This is a genomic window from Desulfovibrio fairfieldensis (assembly GCF_001553605.1).
In the GTDB taxonomy this organism is placed as follows: Bacteria; Desulfobacterota; Desulfovibrionia; order Desulfovibrionales; family Desulfovibrionaceae; genus Desulfovibrio; species Desulfovibrio fairfieldensis.
The window spans coordinates 1811525-1838218 of sequence record NZ_CP014229.1; the positions used below are offsets into that span (position 1 = coordinate 1811525).

The following is a 26694-nucleotide window of genomic DNA, read 5'->3' on the forward strand; positions in this document are numbered from 1 at the left end:
CATTCATTAACCGAAGGCCGGCGCGCCGGCTTGTTTTTAAGGAGAAGCCATGCTGCTGCAAGGTAAAAAAGCCCTGATCATGGGGCTCGCCAACAATAGAAGCATTGCCTACGGCATAGCCTCATGTCTCAAAGCCCAGGGGGCCCGGCTGGCCTTCAACTATGTGGGCGAAGCCATCAAAAAGCGTGTGGAGCCCCTGAGCGAGGAACTCGGCGGGGAATTTACCTTCCAGTGCGACGTCTGCGACGACGCCCAGATTCAGGCCGCCGCCGACTTGGTCAAGGAAAAATGGGGCGATCTGGACATCCTCGTGCATTCCGTGGCCTTTGCCAACCGCCAGGATCTGGTGGGCCGCTTTGTGGACACCTCACGCGACGGCTTCAAGCTGGCCCTGGAGGTTTCCGCCTATTCGCTCACCGGGCTCTGTCGGGCCTTCGAGCCCCTGCTCCACGACGGCAGCTCAGTGATCACCATGACCTACCACGGCTCCACCAAGATCATCCCCGGCTACAACGTCATGGGCGTGGCCAAGGCCGCCTTGGAAGCCTCGGTGCGCTACCTGGCCTATGATCTGGGCCCCAAGGGCGTGCGCGTCAATGCCCTCAGCGCCGGGCCCATCAAAACCCTGGCCGCCTCGGCGGTGTCCAGCCTCAAGGACATCTTCAACCATGTGGAGGCCCACGCCCCCCTGCGCCGCAACGTCAGCACCACGGATGTGGGCGGCGCGGCGGTCTTCCTGGCTTCGGAGCTGTCCCACGCGGTCACCGGTGAAATCATCTACGTGGACAGCGGCTTCAACCAGATCGGCATTTCGGCCTGACGGCGGCGGTATGGATTATCTGACCCTCAACGCTCTGGGCATTACCCTACTGGCCGCATTCGGGCTCTGGGCCTTCCAGCGCGGCGCGCAAGGCGGTAAAAAACGTCCGCCGCGCTCTGAGGACGACGACAACAAGAAGGACAAGTCCTGAACCGGCCGACGCCGGGGAAAACGCCATGTTCTGGAGCATTCTGGCGATTGTGATTGTGCTGGCTCTGGCCTGGCTGTTCAAAAAAGGCTGTGAAGGCACGCCCTTCGCCAATCACAGCCCGTGAGCGCCAAATATCAATCACCTCCGGTGGAGGGAAAAAAGCGATACGCCCCCCGGCGGCAAGCCGCCGGACAAGTTATAGTAGCACAGACCGCACTTTTTGCTTGCGGCTGACACGGTTTTAGCATATACAGATTCGGCTTTACGGGCGGGTGCCAGCATTCGCCCATCCACGGAGAGGTGTCCGAGCTGGTCTAAGGAGCACGATTGGAAATCGTGTGTACGTTAATAGCGTACCGTGAGTTCGAATCTCACCCTCTCCGCCAGATGATTTTTTAAAGAAGACCAAGGTTGTCTTAAAAACCTTGGTCTTCTTTTATTTCCGGCCTGTTCACTGTCATTAGCGTCCAAGGTAGTCGATTGACAGCCAGCTCTATTTGGGGGCAAGAATAGGGGCATCATTCCCCCATGCCAAGGAGATGCCCCCACATGCCCCTGACCGACACTGCTATCAAGGCGTTGCGGCCCAAGGACAAGCCCTACAAAATATTTGACGGTGGCGGCCTCTACATTGAAGTGCTGCCGACCGGCACGAAAGTTTGGCGCATTAAATACCGCAAAGACAAAAAAGAGCAACGCCTGACCTTGGGAACGTATCCGCAGATATCTCTGCGCGAAGCTCGAAAAGAACTCCTCGACGTCAAAGAAAAGCTGTCCCACAAAATCACTCCCAAGAAGGCGGCAAGCAAAGCCTTTCGCGCTGTGGCAGCAGAATGGCTCCGAAAACAGAAACTCACGTTGAGTGAAACCTACTTCAAAGAGGTTTCGACCAGGCTTGATCGCCTGATATATCCAGGAATCGGAGACGCCGAACTTACCGAAATTACTCCTCCGCAGATACTAGAAAGAATTCTTACGCCCCTGGAGCGGCAGGAAAAGCACGAAACGGCGGCCAAGGTTCTGAGCATTTGTTCCAGGATTTTCCGATACGGGGTAGCATGTGGCCATGTGCAGTCTGATCCATGTCGCGATCTGAGAGGCGTCCTGGCTTCAAAGCCCGTTAAATCCTTTGCTGCAATCACAGACCCCAAAGAGGTGGGGAGGCTGATGGCGGCCATCAAGGGCTACGAAGGCTATGGAGCGGTACGCCTGGCCATGCTGTGGTCAGCCTATACTTTTTGCAGGCCTGGAGAAGTGCGCCGCGCTGAGTGGCGTGAAATCGTATGGGATAAACAGGAATGGCGCATCCCGCCCGAGAAGATGAAAATGCGCCGGGAGCATCGCGTACCGTTGTCAGCGCAGTGTATGAGTATTATTGAGATATTGCGGGCTCAGCGCCGTTCCGACATATGGCTATTCCCTTCCCCACGACCTGGCAAACCCTTGTCTGAAAACGGGGTTTCTGCGGCATTGCGCACCATGGGATTCACCAAATCGGAAATGACCGCGCACGGTTTCCGAAGCATGGCGTCTACCCTGCTGAATGAGCAAGGCTATGATTTTGATGTTATCGAAATCCAGTTGGCGCATGTCAGCAAGGATGCCGTCCGGGCAACATACAACAGAGCCCAATACTGGGAAAAACGCGTAAAAATGATGCAGGAATGGGCTGACTATCTTGATGCTCTTAGCCTTGCGCATCAATCGGGTCTGGCGTCCTGAGATAAGGACGAATTTCCTCAACAAACCAGAACGAGATCCGCTCTCCATCTTTACGCAATGGCGGCAATTTCCCTTCCCTAATCCGATTGTAGAGTGTCGCTCTACATATGCCCATGACGCAGGCAACTTGTGCCGGCCGACAGCGTCCTTCCCGCGGTAACTCAAGGAGCCGGGAAGCGGTACCCAATTTATTTTTATTCTCTCCATTCATACCTTTTGCTCCAGTCAGTTCAATGTAAGTTTGTTATCATTTTGCTTTGTTGTACTCTTCACCGAGTCCAACAGGTATTTTTCGAGATCGTTGATGTTGAGCTTAATGCAGATGTTACTCATTTCTATTTTCCACCCGCTTAAAAGTAATCACCCAGACCCTCGGGTTTACGGACCAGCCAAGGCCGCGTTTCCAGTACAGTAAATCCCAGGCAATACGGAATTTGTTCTTAGAAGCGGGCCTGTCGCTGAAACCTTCCGCCTGGACATCTTCCTCGCTGATATCCTGCACCCTCTCCACACGGATGTCGGTGATCTCAAGGGTGATGCGGGACAGGATGCGGGGCATGTGGCTGGAGGGCGTCCAGCGCTGTTTTTTTCCTTCGCTGTCTTTGTCACAAAGGGTGATCCCGTCCGCCCTGTACAGGGCCTTTGGTTCGGGCCACGTTTCTGAGGGGTAATATCTGTAAAAGGTTTCCTTGACCCACAGGCGGTCGCCGGGCTGGCCGTAGGGGCAGATGGAGCCATGATTCCCTCTCGTTCTAGTGGGAGGCACAACCGTCTGCCGCGTCTGCGTCTTCTGCCCGGCCAGGATCGCTCTGACCATGTCGCCCTTGAAGGGTATCGGACTCTCTTTCATGCTTGCTTCACGGCCTTGTAAAATGCCATCCAATGAGTTTTGAGATTCGCCGTCGTCGTGTGCCCAAAGACGGGGCGCTGCGGGAAGCATGTCAGCACCTTCTGCACGCTGATCTGCGTCTCGGACCACTTAAAAATCAGTGTCCCTCCGGGCTTGAGCACCCGCCAGCACTCCTTGAACCCGGCTGATAGATCGTCGCGCCATGCGCCCTTTGTGAGCTTACCGTACTTCTTCCTCTGCCAGGATTGGGGTCCACACCGCTCAAGATGCGGAGGATCAAAGACTACAAGGTGGAAACTTGCGTCGGCATGCGGAAGCGCTCGAAAATCTGCCACCGTGTCCGGGCAGACCGTAAAAATCCTATCATCACAAAGCACATGCTCTTCCCGGCGAATGTCGCAGCACAGTATACGGGGATCGTGCTTATCAAAATAGAACATACGGCCGCCGCAGCAGGGATCAAGGATTTGGGGCAGTAAGGTGCATTGCTCCTGCATCAGGACTCCTCCACAGCCTTGCGGGCGGCTTCGCGCCACCATTCCGGATTTTGGTCACGCGTCTGAGGTTCAATATCTCGCGCGCTCTGAATGCACAGGCGGTTTGCCAGCCACTCGGCCTCTTTTTCCAGCAGTTCAGCTCTGATATTCGCCGGATGCTTGGGACACACCTTGTCATGTGCGATTGCATCTTCAGCGCTGGTGAAGCAGGCATTGCAATGTACGCATGTCGCGCCAGTCTGAACCCTTACGCTTTCAGAATCTCCCGATCCCGAGATTCCTTCTACCATTCCTGTGAATAGTGTCTTGGCGATCTCCGCAAGGCGCAGTCCATTGACATGCAAAGCGTTCTCCAGCTCTTCTTTCAGCCGAACGTTCTCAGCCTGTATGCGCAGAACTTCTTCTTTTAATGATATGTTTTCTTTTATGCGAAAATTGCAATCTACCAATGTTTTATTAGCCACATATCGTAGTGACTGGATGCTATCTTTATACTGTTCCAGCTCGGCCCGCAGCCGCAGAAGTTCGCATTCCAGCGGTTCGACATGGGCCCTGTAAACTACAACGGCTCTGCTTGTGTTGCACCGGCCACATTGTGGCTCGTCATATGACACCCCGTTATCACAGGGATGTGGGGCTCCCATAAGCCGAGCGATTTCGCTTACCTTGTTTTTTTGTTTATCAGTCATGGCTGGCCTCCGTGGCGTTGTAGGCGGCCTCAGCCCAGCAACGTTTGCAGGGACAAAATTCTTCTCTCTGTACTTCGGGGCAATCGACGGTGCGAAACTTTTCAGGGGGGCAGACATAATCACCTTGTCCCGCCAGCCACCGCACCATGGCCACCAGCCGCAGGACGGTGGCAGGATTGGCTGCGGCGATAAATGCCGCGTCGTCGGGATTCAAATCATAAGCGACAGTCCCGCTGCTTTTTACTTCCACTTCACTGCTGACGTCACCGAAGAACTCTTTGGTTATAGCTTTCCATTCCCCTTGCTCCGCCTCTTGAGCCTTTGCTTCCAGGTCGGCCAGCAATTCGTCAGCGGTCATTTTCAGCCTCCATTTCGGCTTCGACGGCGATGCGGGCATGTTTCAGCCAGCACGCAACGCACTCTGAAATTCTCTGCGCTCTACAGCTTGTCCGCGTAGGACACTGCATATGCTGGCTCCAGAATGCGATATATGCCCCCACCCGAGCCTCAAACTTGGCGGCGTCCTCGTAATTGTTTATGGGATAACTCAATGAAAATGGCCCAAGGACAGTTATCTTCCAGAAACGACAGTTTCTTGTGTTGTATCCGTGCTTCTTTCCTGTGCGACAATATTTGCGATCACGACAGCGCAAACATATATTTTGCCGCTCTTCCAGCCACTTCAGTTCAGCGTCAGTTAGCATAGGCTCTCCCTCCCTCCGGAAACTCGTCACATGTGCGCCCGTCGAGCAGACGGCCAGCGCGGCGCTTGCCGCATTTAAACATACATCCCACATGCCCAGGCGTGGGCCGTTGGATAATTGGGTGAGGCCTTTTGGCCCCGCAAAGGCAATTGGGAGCCCACTCCCCCCAAGATTTGAAGAAAAACGGGACGCGCGCGCCCTGGCACTGGTCTCGCAGGTCACGCACCCAATCAGGATGCATGGGCCGCGCGCCGGGGCCGGTTTCGCCGCCGCAAATGACCCAGTCGAGCAAACGATGATGGACTTTTCCCGACACCGGAGAAAACCAACTCCCGGAACCGTCAGGGCACGTCCAGTGGCAAAGCTTTCCACGTAAATCCACCGGCCCCAAGCATGGCTCCACGCTGACGAACCGGACAGCCGCCGGAGTCTGGAGCAGAACGGGAATTTTGGCGTCGGCCTCGGCCTGGTTACAGACCGTGACGCCGAGCCAGACGTTGGTAACTTTTCGGTATGGTTCCCATCGTGTAAAGAAATCACGCATTCTTTCTGGACGCTTTGTAAGAAGCATAAATGTGTGATGGGCGTTGTCTCTCGTGAGGCCGATATGCCCCACGATCTGTTCTAGATGGGTGTCCATCACGGAGTCGTGAAACAGATCGCACATGCTACCCACAAAAATGCGTTTCGGTTTCCTGGGTAACTTGACCAAGCAGGACACATCGAAATCTATAACGCCCGTCCACTTGCCTTTCTCGTCCACTACGCCCGAGTATTTTTTGGCCGTCTTGGGATTCTTCGCCAGCCGCGCAGCAAAGCGCTCAGCGTAACAGTTATCGCAGCCCGGCGAACAGGGGGAGCAGCCCACAACCGGATTTATGGTCATGTCGGCCCATTCGATTTTGGTGGTCACAGGTATTCCCGTTTTTTCCCGGGAGAGGGCGCTCTCCGGGGTTGAGTTTGATGACACCCTGCTGTCGCCTCTCGGCCTGTTCCCAGACGCGCGGCGCGCCCACGCTCAATCCCGCCCACGTCCTGGGACTCGAGCGGTCAGAGGGGAGGATTAGTCTTCGTCGGGGGCGTGGTTGCTATCTCCCCGGAGCCAAGCAAGGACATCCATGACGCCCTGCTCATAGCTCATGCCGGGGTAGTGGCTGCCGTTGTCAAAACCTTCCGCCGCCCAGTTTTCAACGCGGTCGATTTCTTCTTTATTTCTCACGATATTCATAGTGATCTCCTTTCGCGTTCGTTCACCACATAGTCGCTGGCGAAAATCTTCCACAGCACGCTTGAGACCTCGCGGCAGTTAACGTTATGCGGACATACGCCATCCAGGAAACAATTCTGGATATTGCCAGCACGTACACACGCATTAGCCAGACAGCGCGCTAAAACATCGACTTCTTCATTCAGGTGTTCAGTTTTCATTTCTTATTCTCCAAGATTCTAGCCCCGATTCGCGCCGCGCTTGCCGAAAGATCATTTTCCGTTGGTGCGGCCAGCCTCCAGAATCGGCAGCCCAGCTTCCGTGGGGACATAGACCACCTGGGGAGTTGCACCTTCCTGCAATCCCTGTATCCACAGATAACGGAGGTAGGCTTCATTGCCGCGCAGGCTGTCGCCAATGATCTTGTTGGCCTCAGCTACGCCTTTGGCCCTCTCGACTTCCGCCGCAGCCCTCATTTGCGCGCTTTCCTGCTCGGCCTTGGCCTCTTGGATTTTGATCTGCCGGTTTTGGGTCGCCCTTGCCAGCTCGGCCTCTCCTTTAAGGTTTTGTTGATAAACGTCATAACGCGGGCAACCCCACATCCCCAAAGCTACAAGGGCTACAAGAAAAAATGTTCCGACTGTCCCAAGAAAGGCAGACATAATAACTCCCGTGAGTTGAATTAAGCCGGACTACAACGCCGCCCGGCATGGCTGCTCAGGGATTGACATGAGGACGGTGAAGGCATCGCCCCGCCGTTGCACTTTTCCCCGGCTAGAGCCTCGCCGGAGTCTCCACGGCCACGGGAGCAAATCACTACAACTCTCCACGCCCCAGCACGCGCACGTCTTCGCAGCGCACTAGGCGCGGGCCGTCTATGGTCATGGGCTATCTCCCTGTCCGCATGAAAGCAGTGCGAGTTGCGGCACGGAGAGATTCAGCAGCCTCCCCATGACGTTGAAGCATCCAAGCCTTACGGGAGGCATTGCCGTGGCAATGGACACCAGCCCCATTGCAGCAATATAGATAGAGATTGAAAGACCAGGGAAACGAAATTCCGTTTTCTATCCAAAACGTCGACATAGATCTTTCCAACCGCTTATGGCCATCATGAAGATGCGATATTTTACGTGCCATAAACTCTGCTCCTCGCCTTATTTCCAATTAATTATTGGGAATATTTTTATTCACTATTTCCAAGCTGTATCCGGCGTTAATAAATAAACCTCGTGCAATTCTTTTAATATCACGAACTATGATTGTCCGTTGTTGCTCGGACGCTGCTCTCCAAATCTGTGTTTCTGTGAGTTCGCTCATGCCTTCAGGTGCTGCATTACAGTTATTTAGAGCTCGTTTGGAGTAAATTCTTGCAAAATTGTCCATCTGACCTGTAGAAAACTCTGCTTTGCTCATAGTATTATCCTTTACCTTCGCAGGCAGAACAGAGATCCTTCTCGATCCAATAGCAGCCCCCTGGACAGGCATGAAAATTATCGCAGCCGCAAACTCGGCACCTACGCACGAAGGCCATGTTCTTCTGCATGAGCTCCTGAGCTTCCGCAGCGCTAGCTGGTTCAAAAATCGGGATTTGAGCGCCATCTTTCAGGACTTCGAGTTTATGTGGAAATGCATTCCCAGTCAGACGACAGCTGCAGCCGACTTCTTTGTTTTTCCGGAAACTCAGTTTGGTGAAGCAACCTTCACAGGCAGAGTAGACCGCTTGCAGAGCGGCATCAGGGCTCATATGCTTAGCCAAGGAGACCGGACTCTGGACATGGCCACAGTGAGCACATTTAAAGGCATAATGCTCATACGGCACACCCTGTGCTTCAAGCCTGGCTTCCAATTCCGCCCAGGTGATCTGCCGGATTTCCATAACAGCTCCAGTTGATTTCATTCACACAAACCGTCCGTGCAGAACGACATGACGGATTCCCCTGTTGGAATTACAGAGCAAAGGGAGTTTCATGAGCTGCGGCCTCTTCCGCGCTGAATCCGCGAAGCTTGCGCCAGCATGCCGGGCAACGATAATCACGCGTGGGGCGGCCGCAATCATGACAGCATCGCCCTTGTTTCTTCTCCAGGTTTCTGGAGAAATGGGGATTCACAGCGACTTTATCGTCACTCCGGCGGGCAAACCGTTTCGCATCCGGTTCAGGCAGTCCGGCGGCGGTCGCCGCACCCGGTCCAAAAGCCAGACAAAGCAGGATGTTCAGGCGCTTATGCCTGCCATTGATGAGGATATTCGGGATCCCGCTTTTGTCGGGATCTCTTTCCTTCTCCTTACCGTCGGGATCGCGGACGACACCCATTCGGTTGATTGCGTAATCCGGACATTCAGGAATAGGCACGAAGCCCTTATCGCCGTGAAATGAAGCCGGTGAAGATTCGCACGTCGGGTGTTTCATAAGCTGAATCAATTCCGCTCTGGAGATGCGATGGCGAACGCCTTGACGCTTCAAATAGTAAGTTTGGCCATAAATTGGCACTTGATAGCCCCGCTCCGTCCGCACACAGCCACGGGCATCTATCTGGTAACCTGGCCAGCCGGGAATATTACGCCAATTCATATTCCCCCCTCATCCTATGCAGATTGATGAGACCCGTTTGACTGAAGCATGGCTTTGACAGGCTCACTTACCTCAAGGTTGAGCGTGCCGCAGAAAAGCCGCGCCGCACTTTCAGGATCCAAGCGGGCTCTATCAACTTCCGCGAACATCTCTCCCAGGACCAAGGCATTGTCCTTTTTTTCCACCGGAACGCTCGCGTTGCCTTCCAGAATACTCCAGATCCGCCAGGCCAGCCCCGCCACGCGCTCAGCATGAATACTCGCTCGGGTCTGAGCTACGCTCCCTGGCTCTGCATGGTTGCTGAGTTCATGGATGGCCCGAGTCAGCTTGCCCATCTCGACGGTAAGGGCCGACGCGGCATCATCAGTGCTCAGCCGGGGGAACATGCGCTGGTTCTTTTCAAGTTCGCGTCTCGTAGCGAAGAAAAAGTTTTGCATGGCGCGCTCCTTTGGGTTTGTTTTTAACATCAGGTGTGAACTTTCTTATTCCAATTTTTCAAGTTTTACAACTAATTTTTCAATAAAATAAGAAAAGGCCGGGATGCCGGCCTTTTCAAATCACCTATATGTTATGGGATCAGTCTTCGTGAACGCTTCCACACAGAGCGCTGATAGCGGTAAACGCAGCTCCGCGCATCTCAGTTTTGCGCTCCATGGCTTCAGCTATGTGAACCCTAGCCGCATCCCCATCACGGCTGAGTTCCCAGATCATCTTGCGAATCGCCCCCAGGGTCATGCCCACAGCGCACAACTCACGCTCCAGTTCCCCCCGATGGAGCTGCAGGCGCGCTATTTGGCTTGCGCTGTCCTTGTCGTTTTCTTTAACGAGTCTGCCGAGCCCCTTGGCAATGAGGACGTGCGCATAGGTCAACCATTCAAAGAACGCGAAATCAGGCGCACTTGAGGAAATAGCGGCCAGCATGGCCCCTGCCGGAGATACCGCCACCACCTCATCATTTTTGCCCGGCAAGACCATGCGCCATGTGTCAGGAAGATGTTTGACACGCTCCTTCGCTTCCAGAGGAGAACCCGCATCCGCAATGGCAAGGATGTCGGAAGCGTCAAAGAATGGATTTCCTTCATGGATGAAAAAACGGATCTGCATATTGTTGAAGCGCAGGACACGCCAAAGAATTGTTTCCATCATCACACCCTCCAAAGCTGGTTTCAACTTTATTGGCGCGCCTTTTATTACAATATACGCGGTGTTAGGCGTTCTTGGGAAGGAAAAAAAACCGCCCCTCAGTTTTCACCAAGGGGCGGGGGCCTTTTACATGGCCGCTTATCTGCAGCCTGGCCACAATGGCCATGTTTCCTTGGAGTATGTCCGTCAGAGGGTGTTCTACTCTTGCTTGTCTCGCTGGCTTCCTGCGGCCTTAACGCAGTGCCCGGCGGCGTCCTTGTCGGTGTCGTGACAAGGTGGCGAATCAACCTTGTGCCGAGACATTTGGTGCCCCTTCTGACACGGTGCGGGAGGCGGCGCGTTGGGGAAGTGGCACGAAAACGAAAACGTTTCGGTCAGGTTCGTCACCATATATTTAAAGAGGGTGGTGATCACGGCGTATCCTTTGATGGTCGGAGCGAAAGGATTCGAACCTTCGACCCCCTGCTCCCAAAGCAGGTGCGCTTCCAAGCTGCGCCACGCTCCGTCACTGGTTCTTGGCGGCCCTCAAGGCATCTTGGGCAATCATACGTTCAAGGATATACTTTGCACGCTTGAGCACATTGGCGTCCCCAGGCCTGTAATCTCCGACCAGGCGGATAATTTCCCCCTGGTGATAGGAAATCCCCGGGTGCGCTTCCAACACCGCCATCCAGTCATCCCAGTCACACGTATGCTCTTCCGACATCGTCCTTCCTACCTTCTCGTGCGCTGGATCCTGAGAAACAGGCTTTTCCTCTTCTTTCGGAATCTGCCCAGCGCTTATTCTCGGGTCTGAGTCCACGGGCACATCTTGCACAGCGTCGCCCACAAGGCTTTCAGAAAGCGCCTCAGTCTCCCACTCTTCGCTCGCGCTACCGCCGTCAGCATCGGAGACGGGCTGGCCGGGGAATGCTGGTTGGCGCCGTACAGATTCCGGAAGGGGTTCATGTTGATCCTTCATAAGAGCGGCGGCTGTATCAGAAACCTGACCAACCTCCAGAGGCTCATCCTCGCGGCCCGGAACCGGATCCGCCGGAACCCCGGGAGCGGAGCCGGCCGGATCCAGATCCGTCCAGTCCGCGGCCGGAGAAGTGCCGGACAGTTCATCGCTCTGGTCCTGAACCGTCTCATCGGGCTTTTTTCCGCCGTTTTGTGGAGGAACAAACGACTTCATTTTCAACCTCAATTTTTCATGTTGTGAAGACAATTTTTCATATTTTTCATAAAACGTCAATGTAATTTTGTAATTTTTCAAAAACAGAGTTTAAAAAGATACTAGTGCCTTGGGCGCATCCCGGAGGCGTGAGGCACGCCCGCCTCGGCGTCGGCCAAGTCCAGACGCTTGATCAGGGCATCCGCAAGGGGAAGAAAGTGCGCCAGTGCCGTGTGGTAGGAAGACGTCCCGCCGTGCAGAACCAGATCCTTGAGCGATGTCTCATAATCCCGTGCATGTCTGGGGTCCTTCCGCAGATCCATGACAGACGCTTTCATGGCCTTTCTGGCATCCGCCCCAAAGGCGGCGCTGATGCCGGCATATTGGCAAGTGTCGAGCCGGACTTTCTGAACGAACATTTCCTGGAATTTCGCATCGTCGGGCCGGCCGATGTTTTGTATGATCCGGCTGAGATCGTAGACGTGGCGCATTAGATATGGATTATGCCGGTTCCGCTCTCTGTCGTCCCCCAAGCGGCGCAGGAGGGCGACTGTTTTTTCGACAAGCGTTTCGCGCAGTGTCGTACAGGGGAGTTCCACGGCTTTTCCCACGTCGAAATGGTCAGCCACGATGGAGCGCATTGGCTTCAGCTGAGGCTTTTCCACCGGCGCGATATTGATGCATTCAACCTGAATATATGGACGCAGGGATTCGGACTGGCTTTTGAAACGGCTGTTATATCGGAGCCGGAAGGTAAAAAATCTATTGTTATTATAGGCACGGCAATCATCGCCGGGGAAGCCGATGCGCTCCACTGCGGCGCGGATCTGAACCCGGGAGGTTTCAAGGGAAGAGAGAAGCTGCTTTTCGCTGCATGTGGGAACAGTGACCTTGAAATCAAGATCTTCGCTCATCCGGTCAATGACTTTGTAGGCCTTGGCGAGAGCCGTTCCACCGCAAAAAGCGAGGGAGAATCCTCGCGGCCTGATCTCGGAGATGGCCTGCAGGACATCGGTCAATAAAATATCTTTCTCAAGGACGGCGGCAGGTATGCCTCTGCGGGATTCAAGGCTGTAAACCTCTATCATGTCGCGTTCCATGCGACCTATTTCTCTCATAACTGACCTTCAACTCTCCCAGGCCGAGCTTTCTGCGAATGCGGGTGCCCACTTCAAAGGCTACTGTCATGGGAACCTGATTTGTCTTGCCCTCCAAATAAGCCCGCTGCGCCCGGCCCGGGCCGCAGGATACGCCCAGGCGCCTGAGGGCTTCTTCAGCCATGCCCTCAAAGGGGCGCTGCAGTGCGTATCGGCCAAGATGCCCGACAAATCGCAACTTTCCATAAACGCCGTATCCAAGCCGACAGAGAACATTGGAACCGACAAGTTCCCTGAGGGCCTTTGCCACGGCCGCCTTGCTTCCAAAACCCGAAAAATCGCGTGTGAGGACCACTGATCCTTTGCGTCTGGCGATGCTTCGCCGGATCCGGAAAATCAGCTTCATAATCCACCTTCCGTAACCTAATATTTTTCTTTTTTACATTTTATAATATAACCTACTTATAATTTTAGTTATTTTTTGTCAAAAAGTCTTTTTTTAATTTCCTTTTATTCACAAAAAACCGGGACTTGCCAACTATCCGTTGTCTGTATATTTCTTTTTATATGTAAATAGAATTTTTAACAAGGCGAGGGAAAACTCATGCCGTCACGAATCAAAAAAACGGCCATCTGGCTTGGGCGTCAGATAAAAAAATTTCTTGCCATTGATGACGGCGTCAGGTTCGCCAGGACGCTGCCGCGGCCGAGAAAACTTTTCGAGTATCACAAAAACCAGCTGCAGGAAAATATCAGCCGAGAAGAAGCGCTCACTCGCAAAGACTTCGCGGAGATATTGCGGCAATGGGGCATCACCACGGAAAATCTGGATCTTGTGCTCAAAGAACGCCGCCAGATGAGGCGTATGGGATACTTTCTGCTGCTCTTCGGGCTTGGCCTTGACATTTGGCAAACATTCTTGCTGCAGCAGAGCCTTTACTGGCGAACTCTCCAGGGCTTTTTTGCCCTTTCGCTGACATTTTTAGGCATCCTCATGGTCCTGGCCTGCACCTGGCGTATCCAGGTTCTCACAAAACGCCGGTTTGTGCCGTTTCTCGAATGGCTGCGCCGGAAGGGACGGATATAACAATGGCCTCCGGACTGGAATCCATCCCCAATGTCGATGTTTCAAGCACTGATTACGGCGTGCAGCTCTTCAACCGCATTTTCGGGGAGGGCTGGCAGAACCTGTCCGCTCTCATCGGCGGGAGTCCCGGCGGCGATGCCGGGGTTACCTTTATATATCATCTCCTGGGCACGCTGAACATACTTTGCGGGGTGGGCATTGTATGGATTGTGATCATGACCTGGATCGTGGGCACGGTGGGCGCCGCGCGCGATGGATCCATGGGGAAGTATGCCAATTTATGGGTACCGGTGCGCATGTCGTTTTCCTTCGCGGCCATCACGCCCATTTTTTCGGGTCTCAATGCCTTGCAGATACTCATGCTGGCGGCCATGGGCATGAGCATGGGCATGGCCAATACAGCTTGGGAAGAAGGCCTGGATTACATTTCCGAATATGGGGTGATCAACTCCTCCGTACCGCCCGCCGTGGACTACCAGGGCCGGGTACTCGCTTCGGGTGCGCTGCGCAGCCGTGGACTTATGGAATATCTCGCAGCCCAGTCGTACTGCGGCAACTGGATTGAGGGCGAATGGAAGGACACAGGAGATTCCATCGTCTACCTTTTTGCCGTGCCCAGGACCTGCGGAGCCTCGCAGAACGAGACCAATCTCCAGCCTGGCGATCTGGGCGGGTTCAAATTCCCCAAGTCAACCATCGGTACGGATATTGACGTTGCCAAGCAAAAGGGCATCGTCAGTCTGCTCAACGCCATTCAGCCCCCTGCTGAACGTCTGGGACAAAAGAATTTCACCTATACGGACAGGGCCCGCATCTTTTCGGCCGGGCACAGTTACACCACATCCGTGGCCAACGCCCTGGGCGCCGTGGTTCAACAGTCAGACGCCAAACGCCGTGAAGCCTTTCAGTCTTTCGCTGAAGTGGCCAAATCTTCGGGCTGGCTTACAGCCGGCTCCTATTACTGGGCGCTTTCCGCGATCAACGGCCGGGTGGTCGAGGCCATGGAGGACAATACCGAGTACATGCAGCCCAACATGGAGGCGGTAAGGCCTCTGCTGCATCCGGACTGGCTGACATATGCCGAGCCCAATCTGCAGGCGGCCACCACTACCCTTCTTCTCGCCGATTCCAAAGACTCGGAGCATCTGCAGGAGGGGGAGGCATCCGACCGCATGCAGGCGGCCATGGGCAATGACACCACGTGGGGGCACGTCAAGGGTATTCTGTCGGGCTTGAGCGAATGGCCGGCCAAAACCATGGCCGACTTTTCCTCCGGAGGCGGCAACGGCGATGCGGTTCTGACCATGTCCAGGGCTGCCCGCCAGGTCATGACGGCTATTGAAGCGGCCTTTGTGGCGCTCTCCGGCGCCAAGGGCGCCGTCAGCGCCACGGACAAATGGGATGATTCCTTGTGGGGCAAGGCCGCGGGCGTGTTCACGGCCGGCGGCAGCAGCGCGGCCATAGGCGCGGCCAAGAGCATCATTTCCGACGCCATGACCGCATTCACATTCCTTGGGGGCGGACTTTGGACCGTTTTCTGGTTCTTTGCCTACGGCCTGCCCCTGATCCCGTTCATGATCTGGGTTGCGGCCGTTGTGGGCTGGATTGTGCTGTCCATTGAAGCCATTGTGGCCGCGCCGCTGTGGCTGATCAGCCACGCCATGCCCGAGGGCGAAGGCTTCGCCGGCATGGGGGCCCGGGCCGGCTACGCCCTGTTCTTCTCCCTGCTCTTCCGGCCCCTGCTGCTGATCCTGTCGCTCTTTGTCTGCATGATCGTCATGTCGGCCACGGGTCCGCTCATCGGGCTGCTGTTCCGGCCTTTTGCCGAGAGCCTGCGCGGAATCTCAGGCAACTACGGGATCACCGGGGCCGTGTCGCTGATGATCATGTTGGGCACGGTCATCGGCCTGCTGACCTGGAAGATGTTTTCCATGACCACCCAGATCGCGGACAGGATCCTGCGCTGGATCGGCCAGCTCATCGCCAACCTGGGCGACGACAACGCCCAGGGCATGATTTCGGAAGCATATGGTTCGGCACAACGAGGCGCTACCAAATTCGCAGACGCAGCTGGAAAGTCGGGGATTCTGGCAAATGTCCAAGGACATGTAAATAAGGATGATAAAAAAACGATGGCGCAGGACGTGTCCCGGCGCGATGCCCAAAATGCTCAGCATATGCCAGAGCCGCTGGATTCACCAAAGAAGTTTTGAATATGGAGAAAAAAAAGGGCTTGGTTCTCCAAGCCCTTTTTTGCAATCAATGTTGTAATCAAGAATCAAAATCTTTTTCCGCAAGTTCACGCTGCCGGCTTATTCTAACATTAATTTCTTCGCGGCTAAGTCCGAGATTGCTTTGATTTTCACGCAAAATATCATAAGCGGCATCACGCTCCGCAGCAATTATATGCATGGTTCTGCATGTTTCAGAAAATTTTTCTCTCAGATCATTGTACTGACCGATGAGATCCATCATTTCAGTATGATACTTATCGCGGATTGTGCGAGTCTCATCCAACTGCTTAAGTCGCTGCCTGCGTTCTACAAGCGCGTCCATCCAGCCATCAGAAGTGGAACCGTTATTACCGAACATAGGCCCTCCTCGGAGCGCTTCATTTACGTTGAAAATATATCTGTTTTGCAATGCGAAGTCAAAACTCCAGGCCGGAAATGACGGACAGCAGGCGCGTCCACTTCCAGCGCAAGGCGCTTTTTCCCATTCCCACGTCCAGCATGGCCAGCGCCTGCGGCGTAAGCGCAAAGCCGCGCTTATCCCCATGGGCCAAAGTCAGGTGATCCTCCAACCCTGGCAGGATCACCCGTAGACGATCAATTTCCCGCAGCACATGGGAGTGCTTCCGGCAAGCTATTCTGGCGACTTCCATAGAGGTGGCGACATGTTCCATGGCTATGCCTCCTGCCGCCTTGACAGAATGGACGCGGCCTGGGTCATGTGCCGGGTGATCCGGAAGCCGCGAGCAAAGGCGTCGCGCGCTTCGTCAAAGGGATTGAGGTAAGCCATGGCCAGGGATATATCCTCGGAGCCTCCGCGGCGTGCCTGCTCTCTGGCCGTGGCCAACAGATACGGTTTGGCACCGATGTGGATCTCGCCCAGCAGCTCCTCGACGATCCGGCGCTGTTGCTCCATACGCCGCAGATAGATCTGAAAAGCTTCCTGAGACACTCCGGAATCCTGGACAGGGCACTCAGGCGTTTCATCCTTCACTGCTGTCGGCAGAGCCATCGGCGCCGGCGACTCTGCCAGAGCTTCCACCCGACCGTACCACCCCTCTTCCCATAGCCCCGGAATAACCTCATCCTTCAGCCAAACCTCGAAGCCCTGGGCCTGCGGCTTGGTGCAGCGCTCTATCATGGCGTGCACTGCCTCCTCGGAAAGCATCCGGACCTTGGGCACGCAGCACTTGCCCTGCCGGGGAGAGACGATTCTCCAGGTGCCATCATAGCTGTCGCGACCGAGCACACCCTCCCACAGTGCCGGCAGTTCGGCGGGGAGCCAGCCCGAGGCGGCCGCATAGCCCAGAGCAGGGCCCAGATCGTTGACGGCAATCCAGAGGCTGCCGTCCTTGGTGGCCGCACGCAGCTTTAGGCTTGCGAATTCCAGGGTGTGCAGATGCACGCCGGGCTTTATGTTCTGTGGCGAAAGCTCCGGGACAGCCAACGCGGCGGAAGCGCGTTCTGCCCTGCCCTTGGTCCAGTAGTTCCAGAGGGCGTCGTCGCACTCGGCCTGGTAGAGCTCTATCTTGGGCCTGAGTTCTGCGCGGACTTTTTTGGGGTTGATGCTGGCAAGAAATGCCGGCAGCTTGCGCACGGGCATACAGAGCGTACGCTGGATACCTTTATTCGAAGGTATATCGAAGATCGATATACCCCATCTATCTTTTTTTGCAGATAGTTTTTGCTGCTGCGCACCCCAGACCAGACCCAGGTTTTCAATAATGGGCTTAACCGGAGTATAGGGCTGATCTTCAATGGTAACGCAAAATATGGTGTCACCGTGGAAGATGATGGGGGTGAGTTGCCTCTCGCTCTGGACGGCGGGCATGGCTTGAGATATAGTATTATTAGCCATTTCATCCTCCTATTCAGGATGGTTGTGGTTAGGCTCGGTTCCGGTGCTACCAACACCGGGCCGGGCCGTTTATTTATTTTTTCCCTTCTTCCTTCCAGCCAGGAAAGGCTTTGTCCAACCCTTCCAAAAGGCATTCTTTCGCTGTTTTCCCTTCCTTTGCGGCAAGCATTTTAAGCGATTTGTGGAGCTGTGGTGTCAGCCGAATAGTGATGGATATTTCTTTTTTCTCCATATGCTCTCCGTCTTTTAATACATAATTAAATCAATACATGTTGTCAAGCTACTTAAAACTTTTCGGACCTTGGACGTGCAGCACTTGCCCGTACGGGGAGAGACGATCTTCCAGGTCCCGTCATAGCCGTCACGACGAGCACGTCCTCCCACACTGCCGGCAGTTCGGCGGGGAGCCAGCCCGAGGCGACCGCATAGCCCAGAGCAGGACTCAGATCGTTGACGGCAATCCAGAGATGGCGCAGTAGGGAAAAATCCCCCAATTTCTGCTTCATTATCTCCGGTGCGGGAATATGTAGAGACATCAAGAGATGCTCCAGTCCGAGTCTTGATCTTCTATGTTTTCCTCATACCCGGCATTCCGACTGAAGCGGGCTGCCCGACCACGCCGGACGAGAGAACGCATAGCCCCCATAGGCGAGTTCGAACCGGGATACAGTTCCCGAGCTATATGCAAGAGATGCGTTATCTCATTGCGCATATTGGTGGCAAAAATACCGGGATCATCCGATCCGAGACAAAATTGGGGAACAGGACGGTCCGGGTTTTTTTCCATCCAGCGGAAGATATGATGTTCCTTATAGTTCTGGTAAAAACTGATGAACAGATTGCTTGTTGGCATCACTTCCACAATGAGATGTTTCTCATTGAGATGTCCGACAAGATGATCCTGAAGAAATCGGAGAAGTTCTGGAGGTGTTTTTTTTGTATCCACCGCAATAATTTCATTGAATTTCTTCCGATATTTCGGATTATGATACAATCTGAACTGCTCGTATGCTTCAAGCTGGTTTTTGATACGACCTACTGCATAAGCTGTTTCAAAATGAGTGAAGAAAGGGATCATATTCCAGCTTGTCCACTCGCTTTCCATCCACACGCTTTTCAAAGGATCAATATCGCGCAGCTTCCAGGCGGAAAAGAGGATCCGCCGGCTGATCTCAGGCTTTTGATATATTTCCGCATACAGCTGGTTAATTTCTTCTTTAAACGCGGCCAATTCAGAGCTGAAATCCGAATTGCCCTCCAGAACATGTGCCATCCAGACGAGATTATCCAGCCATTCACCGCGCGGGCAATAGCATTTCTTGCCCATGGCCCTCAGCCAGATATCAGGGTCAATACCCAAGGCTGTGCAATGCCCGAGCCGGTCTCCCGACTTTAGGTCCAAGTACAAAATGGCCTCTGCAATGGCGCGGATGCCGGATACAAGGTGCAGATAGTCCTCGCCCACATGATAGGTGAAATTGTTGACCACCTTGCGGCAACGCCTGAAAACGGGGGCGAAGACCTCCGGTGGAGCATGCATTTCATTGGCCGCCGCGTCCACTCCCACCAAAAAATTTCTAACGCGCGGCGAGCGGCGATAGGCCTCCAGAAGTGCACCGCAACGGCGCTCAAGATCGCGGCGTAGGGCATAGTGCCGACAATAATTCTCTTCAGCAACACTATCTGGCTTTTTGATGAAATGCGCCACCAGTCTGAGCGTAAAAGAAGCAGGAAAATCACGAATGTGTTTTTCGTTCTGTCCTTCAGTCTTTGCCTTTTTACTATCATACCTAGAGTCATTATCAGGCCGAAGCGAAGGAAATTGAAGCCAATACCCTTGCACAATACGCTCTACCAGAGCAATACATTTTGCGGGATCATCGGGAGGTGAAAAACGGCCTTCCACATAGGAAAGATCCGGCCCATACATGCCATGTAGCTGATTAAAGCGCTCCTTATACTCTTTTTCAACTGCATCCCGTAGAGCATTGTCGGTGATATGCTGAAACTGATCGAACCCGACCTGCTCTTTCTGTTGCACCGTGAGCTGTACAAAATAATTTTGTAAAAGCAGATAGCAATGCAGCATAACAGGAAATCGCCTGCAATTTCCGCAAAAAAGCTCATCTATCGCATACAGCAGGAAGACTCCTTCCATTTGCAGGGGCGTGATTTTGTGTTTGCGCGGGAGTGGATACTTCAAGCGTCGCGTATCCATAGGGTGGCCGAAACGCTTGCCTCGCCAAGTGAAGTGAGGATGACGCCTAGAGGATGTAAGGGAAAGGCCATCCCGCAACTCCTCAAGCGTCAACGCCTGGTTATAAGGCTGCAGCTCCTCTCCGTTTCCCGGGAGAGTGAGCGAAGGAAAACACAACTCCAACATCCAGCAACGCAACCAGTCAGCCAGAAGAAAAAGGCGGAACAGCCAGTCATTGCTCGCAATGCCTCGCTCACTGTAAAACTGGCGGACTGTAGGCTTGCTCCACTGCTCTTGCAGATTGCACAGTGTGGCGTAAGGTTCGCGCAGGCAATACAGCCATGCCTGACAGGCCTCCGTCGTGCCGTTCAGATGGATGTGCAGATCGTCCAGTCCTGGCCCAAAACTTCCCTCCCCCAAGACTTCACCCGCACGAATCATGTCGTCCAGTTCCGGTTCACGGCAACCCGGTAGCGAGGAATGCTGCAAGGTCCGCAGCACAAGCTTCTGTGCCTTGGCCAGATCCCCTTCGTAGTGACGGTACGCTGCGGCGGCTAGCAAAGGCAGAGGCGAAAGACGTGTCAAACATTCCTGCCAAGGTTCAAAAACGGATTGGCGCACATACAGCATGCCGCCCCGCTCTATGAGAAATTCTTCCTCTATGCTGCGGATGGCATGGGCGAGCCTGTCCCGCAACGAAAAGCGCTCGGGAATGCCGCCCTCCGGTGCATCATGATCCAAATAGGTTGAAAAACTGCGCGGCACGTTGCGCCGCGCAACACGTATGCGCGAGCTGTGGATATAATCCGGCTGACCAGGGCTTCCCTCACGTAACGCGGTGAACACCTCCTGGCTCAGTTCGGAGAGATTAGAGTCGGCATACGGCCAATACCCATCAAGATATTTGCGCAATATTCTGCTATGGCTGAGAAATGTAGTATGCGCAGAAAGAGGCATGACTTTTCCCCTAGGGGCTTGTCTCTAAATTGTTCATTGCAGCCAAATGAGGCATGAGGCCAGCATGACAGCTGCTTTAAAAGTTATGGCAAGCTTATCATATCGAGTAGCAACTCTGCGGAATGATTTAAGTTTGGCAAAGAAACATTCAACCAGATGACGCTCTTTGTACGAATGAGTGTCGTACTCTCGTTGGATCAGTCTGCCAGCCATGTCTGCAAGAAGCTTGTCTGCCAGTAAACCTTCTATCAGGTCACAGGAACAATGTCATTTACATTGCCTGCGGTGAGGTGAATGCGCAGAGGATTGCCGAGGGCATCAACCACAGCCTGAATCTTAGTGGTTAATCCGCCTTTACTGCGCCCGATCTCCTGATTGGAGTGCCCCCTTTTGCGCCGGTACCGTGCTGGTGCAGCTTAATAAAGGTGGCGTCGATAATTATGGCTTCAGGGTCTGCGTTTATGGACAACATTCGAAGAATGTCATCCCAGACCTCAAGCGGTGCTCCTGTTTTTATGATCCACAGGATGGCGTTAAACATCAGTCGGTCATCCTTACACTTCCGGACCCTGGTTTCAGTACTGGCCTTTGCCAACATAGGCCGATTATGGCCCACTTTTCGTCTGAAATGTCGTGTCTGCTCGTGAAGAATAGCAAACCAACAGATATTTGATGGCTTAATTTTATGCCTTTTGCCGTTTGTTTATCAAAGTCTCTGTAGGAATATTAAAGAGATCATAAACTGTGGTAATATCTTCATTTTGGGTATCAGTTTCTGAGATAAAGGAAAAAAACTCCACAATTTCTTTTTCGAAATACTCTTCAACTCCATACTCTTTTTTTATATTTGGCATAAGTTTCAAAACACATTTTTGAATTTCTTTATATAATGGTCTTGATGTATAAATCTGAAGTAATGGAAATGTCAGGATTGAAATAAAAAATTTTAATATGTGCGCATTATTTGAAATTTTAATTTCTATTTTATTCATAGATTCAGCATTTCTATTTTCATTATATAATCCAGTTAAAAATGGCTCACCATCAAATGATATTGTTCCATTACTCATTATATTATACTCTTCATAATAAACTGAATTCAAAAATATAGCGATGGTATCAGAAATATAATTTCCTGGTGTCATTTTTTTCTCTTCTTCTTGAGCTTTTTTGAGCTGAGCTGCTTCTTCTTGAGCTTTTTTGAGCTGAGCTGCTTCTTCTTGAGCTTTTTTGAGCTGAGCTGCTTCTTTTTGAGCTTTTTTGAGCTGAGCTGCTTCTTTTTGAGCTTTTTTGAGCTGAGCTGCTTCTTTTTGAGCTTTTTTGAGCTGAGCTGCTTCTTCTTGAGCTTTTTGGAGCTGAGCTGCTTCTTCTTGAGCTTTTTGGAGCTGAGCTGCTTCTTCTTGAGCTTTTTTGAGCTGAGCTGCTTCTTTTTGGGATATTTCTTTATCAAAAGAAAGCATTTTTTTGACAAACAATTCAACAAACCTTGAAACAAAGAGAGATGAGCAAAATTTATATTCTTCATTAGCAAAAATTATATTTAAAAATCTTTTCCATAAACAAATTTTATTTATAATCTCATTAAATATACCAATATTTTCACTATCTTTGCGTAGTTCACGAATTGCTTCATTGCTATAACGCAATGAATGTAATTTTGAATTTACTATCTGAAATAGCTTTATTCGCATTTTAGAGTTACATGAATTTGGATCAACATCCATATCCATGACATACACTATTAAAGCAAGAATGCCATATGTTGAAATATAATGTTCCTTTTTTCCCTGGCGTTGCACCGCCTCAAGCGTCAGTGCAGCCAAGGGGGAAAGGTGGGTGAAATTCTTCTGCAGATGAAGTATATTAATATTTTCTACAAGATCAGTTTGACCACAAACTGCCTTGGTGGTACCAAGGGCATATTCAGAGGCGGGTAACTTGCTCTCATGGGCATAGAGATATGACATAACATTGGCGGCTGGCCCCATCAGCGCCCAGATCGATTGGGCGTTTTCTTTCAGACGCACGGTGTTAAGGTACGACTTATAGTCTTCCCGTTCCAGAATTTCCTGTGGCAGACAGGCATCCAGCGCATAGACCAGCGCCAGTGCCGGCTGGGATGCGAACGCCCGTGTCACGCTGGCTTGAACCACCAGCATAGCCTCATTGATCCAGGTTTCCGCATTGCGAAGCTGCATGCTGGGTGCATCGCCGAACAGTTCCTTGCGGACCAGACAATCCACAAACTTTCCCATACCCTTAAGAGAGGCCAGGTTTTCAAAGTCCGCATAAGTATAGCCGAAGCGGTGCAATGATTCATAAAAAATGTCTGCCAAATGAGGAGAAAAATTCATATCCTTCTTAAAGGCGATACTTTTTTCATCTGACCTTTCTATATCGACATTATCAGCGGCCACAATGAGCAATTGCACCACAGTTCTTGCAGGATTATCAAACAAAATATTTCTAACAGCATCTATATCTTCATTATTTTTTATGCAAAGTACATTTTCTATCAGCTCATCCACAAATTTTTTAACTTTATATTTCAATTCAATTCTCGCATTAATTCCATTTATAATCTTATTTCCTCTTAACAAAACGTACATATTTGCAATGTTACATTTATTAAAATATCCAATATGTATTCTATTCCGTGAAGGCAGTAATTTGTTCATATATTGGTCTACGAGACCGGATATCATGCGCTCGTGTCTTGCAAGTATATCTGGCTGACTACTGAATGAAAGCCCAAAAGCTTCTAATTGCATCTTTCGTATGATTGAAGAATACAGCTCAATATCGCCAGAAAGAATTGTGATCAGCTGTGGGGACGTAAGATATTTTCTCAATACTTCCAGCACATGGACGCCGATGGAAGGCTGCGTGTCAATGTCGTCCAAACCTATGATAAAAGCTTTTTTGTCCAGAATTTTCAGGCTGTAGTCCAAGAAGCGCTGAAATCTGCGCTCAAGTTCTTCGCCGTGCCGCGCACGGTTCAGGGATTCATCCAGAATGAACTGGGGATCTTCCCATGCGGGGGCCGTTCCGCGGAAGTTTTCACCCTCCCCAAGTACCTTAAGGCCCTCCGCCATGTTGCGCAGCAATTCCTCCCAATTGTCAAAGCTGCGCTTACACCCATCGTCATATGACAAGTCTCCGCTGGCCCGTCTTTTTTGGCGGCTTTCCTCCACAGCAAAACGGATCTTGTCTATTATGGCCACCATGAGATGCTCACGGCTGCCCAGAAGCGTGGGGTCAAAAACATCCAGTGGATACAGCTTGGAATATATAACTTTGCAGTTGGCGGAATCCTGTGTGAGTTCCAGTTCACCATCCCTGTCCCATCCTGAGGAATATTTTCCAATTTCCTCCAGCAGGTGCAGCAACAAGGTCGTTTTGCCGGCTCCCCGCCTGCCGCTGAGCATAATGACTTCATGTGCTCTGGAGTAAAAAAATTTATAATCACTTTTGCGCCTGCGGGTTTCAGCGAGTTCTTCTCCACGTTTTAGCACGTCGCCAATAAGCTTCGGAAAGCGATTCCGGGCCTCCACGTGGATGATGGCTCCCTGGGTGATGGCGCTAACATCGCGAAGTTTATCCAAATCAAGAATGGTTTCAGTCAAATTTTCGCTCATGGCAGGCTCCTTTTCAGGTATACCAAATGGTGGAGGAATGATGATAATGGAGAAAAATTTTTATTTCTTTATAGAGAAACATATTCACAGAATAATAACAACCATTCTATAATAATTAGGATTTTAGTTGGTTATTATCTCAAAAGCCGTTGCCTTCCATACGACTGGTCCATTCTTCTCTTCGAGTTATCCTGTTTGTGTCCTTTCTCTTGCGGCAGGGATACAAATATATTAATATAATTCATATAGTTATATAAAAAGTGGATACAATAGTGTATTGTGTCGCTCGATTTTTTTTCGAACCTAATCTTCAAAAAATCAGTATGTTCTATGGCCTAATTATGTCTTTCAAAACTTCATGCTTAGATAGGCGACACCGGACCCTCAAGATGGTCTCACTTTTTGGGCAAGGTGTCGCAGGAATTTTTTAACAATGAATGCGAATAAATTTTAAATAAATTTATTTTACAAATATGATGCGCAAATTAAAATGGAATAAAATTCATAATAAGAGCTTTATACTCTGGTTAATACGTTAACAAAATATTGGGCGAGCCCGTCTGTTTGCCGCAGGCTCGCCCCTTCCCTTCACTCAAAAGTCACTCGCATGCAGGCGGCCATGGGCAATGACACCACGTGGGGGCACGTCAAGGGTATTCTGTCGGGCTTGAGCGAATGGCCGGCCAAAACCATGGCCGACTTTTCCTCCGGAGGCGGCAACGGCGATGCGGTTCTGACCATGTCCAGGGCTGCCCGCCAGGTCATGACGGCTATTGAAGCGGCCTTTGTGGCGCTCTCCGGCGCCAAGGGCGCCGTCAGCGCCACGGACAAATGGGATGATTCCTTGTGGGGCAAGGCTGCGGGAGTGTTCACGGCCAGCGGCAGCAGCGCGGCTATCGGCGCGGCCAAGAGCATCATTTCCGACGCCATGACCGCATTCACATTCCTCGGGGGCGGGCTTTGGACCGTTTTCTGGTTCTTTGCCTACGGCCTGCCCCTGATCCCGTTCATGATCTGGGTTGCGGCCGTTGTGGGCTGGATTGTGCTGTCCATTGAAGCCATCGTGGCCGCGCCGCTGTGGCTGATCAGCCACGCCATGCCCGAGGGCGAAGGTTTTGCCGGCATGGGGGCCCGGGCCGGCTACGCCCTGTTCTTCTCCCTGCTCTTCCGGCCCCTGCTGCTGATCCTGTCGCTCTTTGTCTGCATGATCGTCATGTCGGCCACGGGCCCGCTCATCGGATTGCTGTTCCGGCCCTTTGCCGAGAGCCTGCGTGGAATCTCAGGCAACTACGGGATCACCGGGGCCGTGTCGCTGATGATCATGTTGGGCACGGTCATCGGCCTGCTGACCTGGAAGATGTTTTCCATGACCACCCAGATCGCGGACAGGATCCTGCGCTGGATCGGCCAGCTCATCGCCAACCTGGGCGACGACAACGCCCAGGGTTTGATTTCCGAGGCGTATGGATCGGCGCAGCGAAGCGCCGGAAAGTTTGCGGAGTCAGTGAATAAGGCCGAGCTTATGAAGCCTGTGTCAGGCAAGAGCAATCAGGTCCAGGAAGAGGCCACGACACAGAACATTGCCCGGCGCGATGCCCAAAATACTCAGCATATGCCAGAGCCAGTGGAGAAGCCCAATCGCATAAATCCATCCGAGGTGTGATTAAAGAGGGGGGCTTAAGCCCCCCTCTTTAATCACACATATATTCGTAACCGCGTTCTTTCAAAATTGTATTACGCCTGTTATCAAGTTCTGAAATAACTTCTTCCTTCGAGATGCCTAGTCGGGTCCGTAATTCTTTGATAACTGAACATGCTGCATCACGATCAGCCTCATAAAATGCGGCATTATCCTCCAACTTTTGGAATTTTTCGCGCAACTCATTATATTGACCGATGAGATCCATCATTTCCTGATGATGGGCCCTGCCCATCTGCTGCACTTGGTTAAGATGTCTTAACTCGGCGTCGCGCTTTTCACGGAACTGGCTGACATTATCGATCACTTCCCCCATGGATCCAAAGGGACTGATGCCGCCGCTGGAATCGGAAGAATTACCGAACATAGGCTCTCCTGGGACTACAATCGTTATTTTTGTTTATTATACGCATGGCACGAGCAA

30 protein-coding genes and 2 tRNA genes are annotated in these 26694 nt (G+C 52.3%); 7 read left to right on the top strand and 25 right to left on the bottom strand.

Annotated features, from left to right (window positions below; genetic code table 11):
* Positions 1–49: 49 nt before the first annotated feature.
* The 4 genes from AXF13_RS07730 (at position 50) to AXF13_RS07740 (ending at position 2693) form a co-directional block, all read left to right on the top strand.
* On the top strand, positions 50–820 hold the full coding sequence (locus AXF13_RS07730; RefSeq protein WP_008684971.1) for an enoyl-ACP reductase FabI: 771 nt from the start codon (positions 50–52) through the stop codon (positions 818–820).
* A gap of 10 nt (positions 821–830) precedes the next feature.
* The gene (locus tag AXF13_RS17060; RefSeq protein ID WP_009302331.1) at positions 831–971 is read left to right on the top strand and encodes a hypothetical protein; all 141 of its coding nucleotides are present in this window, start codon (positions 831–833) and stop codon (positions 969–971) included.
* 294 nt (positions 972–1265) lie between these two features.
* Positions 1266–1357: transfer RNA gene (locus tag AXF13_RS07735), tRNA-Ser, on the top strand.
* Positions 1358–1520: 163 nt separating this feature from the next.
* Positions 1521–2693 carry a tyrosine-type recombinase/integrase gene (locus tag AXF13_RS07740; RefSeq protein WP_062252316.1) on the top strand — a complete coding sequence of 391 codons (1173 nt, stop codon included), beginning with the start codon at positions 1521–1523 and terminating at the stop codon, positions 2691–2693.
* 325 nt (positions 2694–3018) lie between these two features.
* Here AXF13_RS07740 and AXF13_RS07745 read toward each other — a convergent pair whose 3' ends face one another.
* The 17 genes from AXF13_RS07745 to AXF13_RS17070 all read right to left on the bottom strand — a co-directional run bounded on the left by AXF13_RS07745 (position 3019) and on the right by AXF13_RS17070 (position 13009).
* Complete coding sequence (locus AXF13_RS07745; RefSeq protein ID WP_062252318.1) at positions 3019–3543, bottom strand: ASCH domain-containing protein; 525 nt, start codon at positions 3541–3543, stop codon at positions 3019–3021.
* Complete coding sequence (locus AXF13_RS07750; RefSeq protein WP_062252320.1) at positions 3540–4040, bottom strand: TRM11 family methyltransferase; 501 nt, start codon at positions 4038–4040, stop codon at positions 3540–3542. The genes AXF13_RS07745 and AXF13_RS07750 overlap by 4 nt, the downstream gene beginning before the upstream one ends.
* A complete protein-coding gene (locus AXF13_RS07755; RefSeq protein WP_062252322.1) occupies positions 4040–4729 on the bottom strand; it encodes a hypothetical protein in 690 nt (229 codons plus the stop codon). Before AXF13_RS07755 ends, AXF13_RS07750 begins: the two co-directional genes overlap by 1 nt.
* Positions 4722–5087 (bottom strand): hypothetical protein, encoded by a 366-nt coding sequence (locus tag AXF13_RS07760; RefSeq protein ID WP_062252324.1) that lies wholly within the window; start codon positions 5085–5087, stop codon positions 4722–4724. The genes AXF13_RS07755 and AXF13_RS07760 overlap by 8 nt, the downstream gene beginning before the upstream one ends.
* 335 nt (positions 5088–5422) lie before the next feature.
* The gene (locus AXF13_RS07765) at positions 5423–6346 is read right to left on the bottom strand and encodes a DUF5131 family protein (RefSeq protein ID WP_062252326.1); all 924 of its coding nucleotides are present in this window, start codon (positions 6344–6346) and stop codon (positions 5423–5425) included.
* Positions 6347–6496: 150 nt separating this feature from the next.
* Positions 6497–6661: a hypothetical protein gene (locus tag AXF13_RS17065; protein WP_190276389.1), complete on the bottom strand. Its 165-nt coding sequence runs from the start codon at positions 6659–6661 to the stop codon at positions 6497–6499.
* Entirely contained in the window at positions 6658–6861 is a 204-nt protein-coding gene (locus tag AXF13_RS16565) for a hypothetical protein (RefSeq protein WP_150116096.1), read from the bottom strand. Before AXF13_RS16565 ends, AXF13_RS17065 begins: the two co-directional genes overlap by 4 nt.
* A 51-nt stretch (positions 6862–6912) precedes the next feature.
* Positions 6913–7302, bottom strand: a complete 390-nt coding sequence (locus tag AXF13_RS07770; protein ID WP_062252328.1) for an SPFH domain-containing protein — start codon at positions 7300–7302, stop codon at positions 6913–6915.
* 502 nt (positions 7303–7804) lie between these two features.
* Positions 7805–8053, bottom strand: a complete 249-nt coding sequence (locus AXF13_RS16570) for a hypothetical protein (protein ID WP_150116097.1) — start codon at positions 8051–8053, stop codon at positions 7805–7807.
* 4 nt (positions 8054–8057) lie between these two features.
* Positions 8058–8516, bottom strand: coding sequence for a VVA0879 family protein (locus AXF13_RS15920; RefSeq protein ID WP_083522004.1), 459 nt, complete (start codon positions 8514–8516; stop codon positions 8058–8060).
* Between the two features lie 70 nt (positions 8517–8586).
* The gene (locus tag AXF13_RS16575; RefSeq protein WP_150116098.1) at positions 8587–9210 is read right to left on the bottom strand and encodes a hypothetical protein; all 624 of its coding nucleotides are present in this window, start codon (positions 9208–9210) and stop codon (positions 8587–8589) included.
* A 14-nt stretch (positions 9211–9224) separates the two neighbouring features.
* A complete protein-coding gene (locus tag AXF13_RS07785) occupies positions 9225–9647 on the bottom strand; it encodes a hypothetical protein (protein WP_062252334.1) in 423 nt (140 codons plus the stop codon).
* Between the two features lie 139 nt (positions 9648–9786).
* Positions 9787–10356: a hypothetical protein gene (locus AXF13_RS07790; RefSeq protein ID WP_062252335.1), complete on the bottom strand. Its 570-nt coding sequence runs from the start codon at positions 10354–10356 to the stop codon at positions 9787–9789.
* A gap of 425 nt (positions 10357–10781) precedes the next feature.
* Positions 10782–10858, bottom strand: a tRNA-Pro gene (locus AXF13_RS07795).
* Positions 10859–11608, bottom strand: coding sequence for a hypothetical protein (locus tag AXF13_RS07800; protein ID WP_150116099.1), 750 nt, complete (start codon positions 11606–11608; stop codon positions 10859–10861). It lies immediately after the preceding tRNA gene.
* Positions 11609–11628: 20 nt separating this feature from the next.
* The gene (locus AXF13_RS07805; protein ID WP_190276390.1) at positions 11629–12606 is read right to left on the bottom strand and encodes a nucleotidyl transferase AbiEii/AbiGii toxin family protein; all 978 of its coding nucleotides are present in this window, start codon (positions 12604–12606) and stop codon (positions 11629–11631) included.
* A complete protein-coding gene (locus AXF13_RS17070; protein ID WP_190276391.1) occupies positions 12572–13009 on the bottom strand; it encodes a DUF6088 family protein in 438 nt (145 codons plus the stop codon). The genes AXF13_RS07805 and AXF13_RS17070 overlap by 35 nt, the downstream gene beginning before the upstream one ends.
* A 198-nt stretch (positions 13010–13207) precedes the next feature.
* Here AXF13_RS17070 and AXF13_RS07815 point away from each other — a divergent pair, with 198 nt between their 5' ends.
* Positions 13208–13690, top strand: coding sequence for a hypothetical protein (locus AXF13_RS07815; protein ID WP_062252342.1), 483 nt, complete (start codon positions 13208–13210; stop codon positions 13688–13690).
* A 2-nt stretch (positions 13691–13692) separates the two neighbouring features.
* On the top strand, positions 13693–15903 hold the full coding sequence (locus tag AXF13_RS07820) for a DotA/TraY family protein (RefSeq protein ID WP_062252344.1): 2211 nt from the start codon (positions 13693–13695) through the stop codon (positions 15901–15903).
* Between the two features lie 58 nt (positions 15904–15961).
* Here the strand turns inward: AXF13_RS07820 and AXF13_RS07825 are convergent, their stop codons facing one another.
* From AXF13_RS07825 to AXF13_RS17080, 7 genes are all read right to left on the bottom strand, one after another.
* Positions 15962–16282 (bottom strand): hypothetical protein, encoded by a 321-nt coding sequence (locus AXF13_RS07825; protein ID WP_062252346.1) that lies wholly within the window; start codon positions 16280–16282, stop codon positions 15962–15964.
* A 58-nt stretch (positions 16283–16340) separates the two neighbouring features.
* Entirely contained in the window at positions 16341–16595 is a 255-nt protein-coding gene (locus AXF13_RS07830) for a hypothetical protein (RefSeq protein ID WP_062252348.1), read from the bottom strand.
* Positions 16596–16597: 2 nt separating this feature from the next.
* Positions 16598–17779 carry a phage antirepressor N-terminal domain-containing protein gene (locus AXF13_RS07835; protein ID WP_062252350.1) on the bottom strand — a complete coding sequence of 394 codons (1182 nt, stop codon included), beginning with the start codon at positions 17777–17779 and terminating at the stop codon, positions 16598–16600.
* A gap of 73 nt (positions 17780–17852) precedes the next feature.
* Positions 17853–18011: a ribbon-helix-helix domain-containing protein gene (locus tag AXF13_RS15925; RefSeq protein WP_083522008.1), complete on the bottom strand. Its 159-nt coding sequence runs from the start codon at positions 18009–18011 to the stop codon at positions 17853–17855.
* A 303-nt stretch (positions 18012–18314) separates the two neighbouring features.
* Positions 18315–20933: an amidohydrolase family protein gene (locus tag AXF13_RS07845; protein ID WP_062252353.1), complete on the bottom strand. Its 2619-nt coding sequence runs from the start codon at positions 20931–20933 to the stop codon at positions 18315–18317.
* A 343-nt stretch (positions 20934–21276) separates the two neighbouring features.
* Positions 21277–21474: a hypothetical protein gene (locus tag AXF13_RS17255; RefSeq protein WP_062252355.1), complete on the bottom strand. Its 198-nt coding sequence runs from the start codon at positions 21472–21474 to the stop codon at positions 21277–21279.
* Positions 21475–21616: 142 nt separating this feature from the next.
* The gene (locus tag AXF13_RS17080) at positions 21617–24571 is read right to left on the bottom strand and encodes a hypothetical protein (protein WP_062252357.1); all 2955 of its coding nucleotides are present in this window, start codon (positions 24569–24571) and stop codon (positions 21617–21619) included.
* 619 nt (positions 24572–25190) lie between these two features.
* Between AXF13_RS17080 and AXF13_RS07860 the strand changes: the two genes are divergently transcribed.
* Positions 25191–26234, top strand: a complete 1044-nt coding sequence (locus tag AXF13_RS07860; protein ID WP_190276392.1) for a DotA/TraY family protein — start codon at positions 25191–25193, stop codon at positions 26232–26234.
* 28 nt (positions 26235–26262) lie between these two features.
* On the opposite strand, the gene AXF13_RS07865 is transcribed toward AXF13_RS07860, so the two are convergent.
* Entirely contained in the window at positions 26263–26637 is a 375-nt protein-coding gene (locus AXF13_RS07865; protein WP_062252361.1) for a hypothetical protein, read from the bottom strand.
* Positions 26638–26694 lie beyond the last annotated feature (57 nt).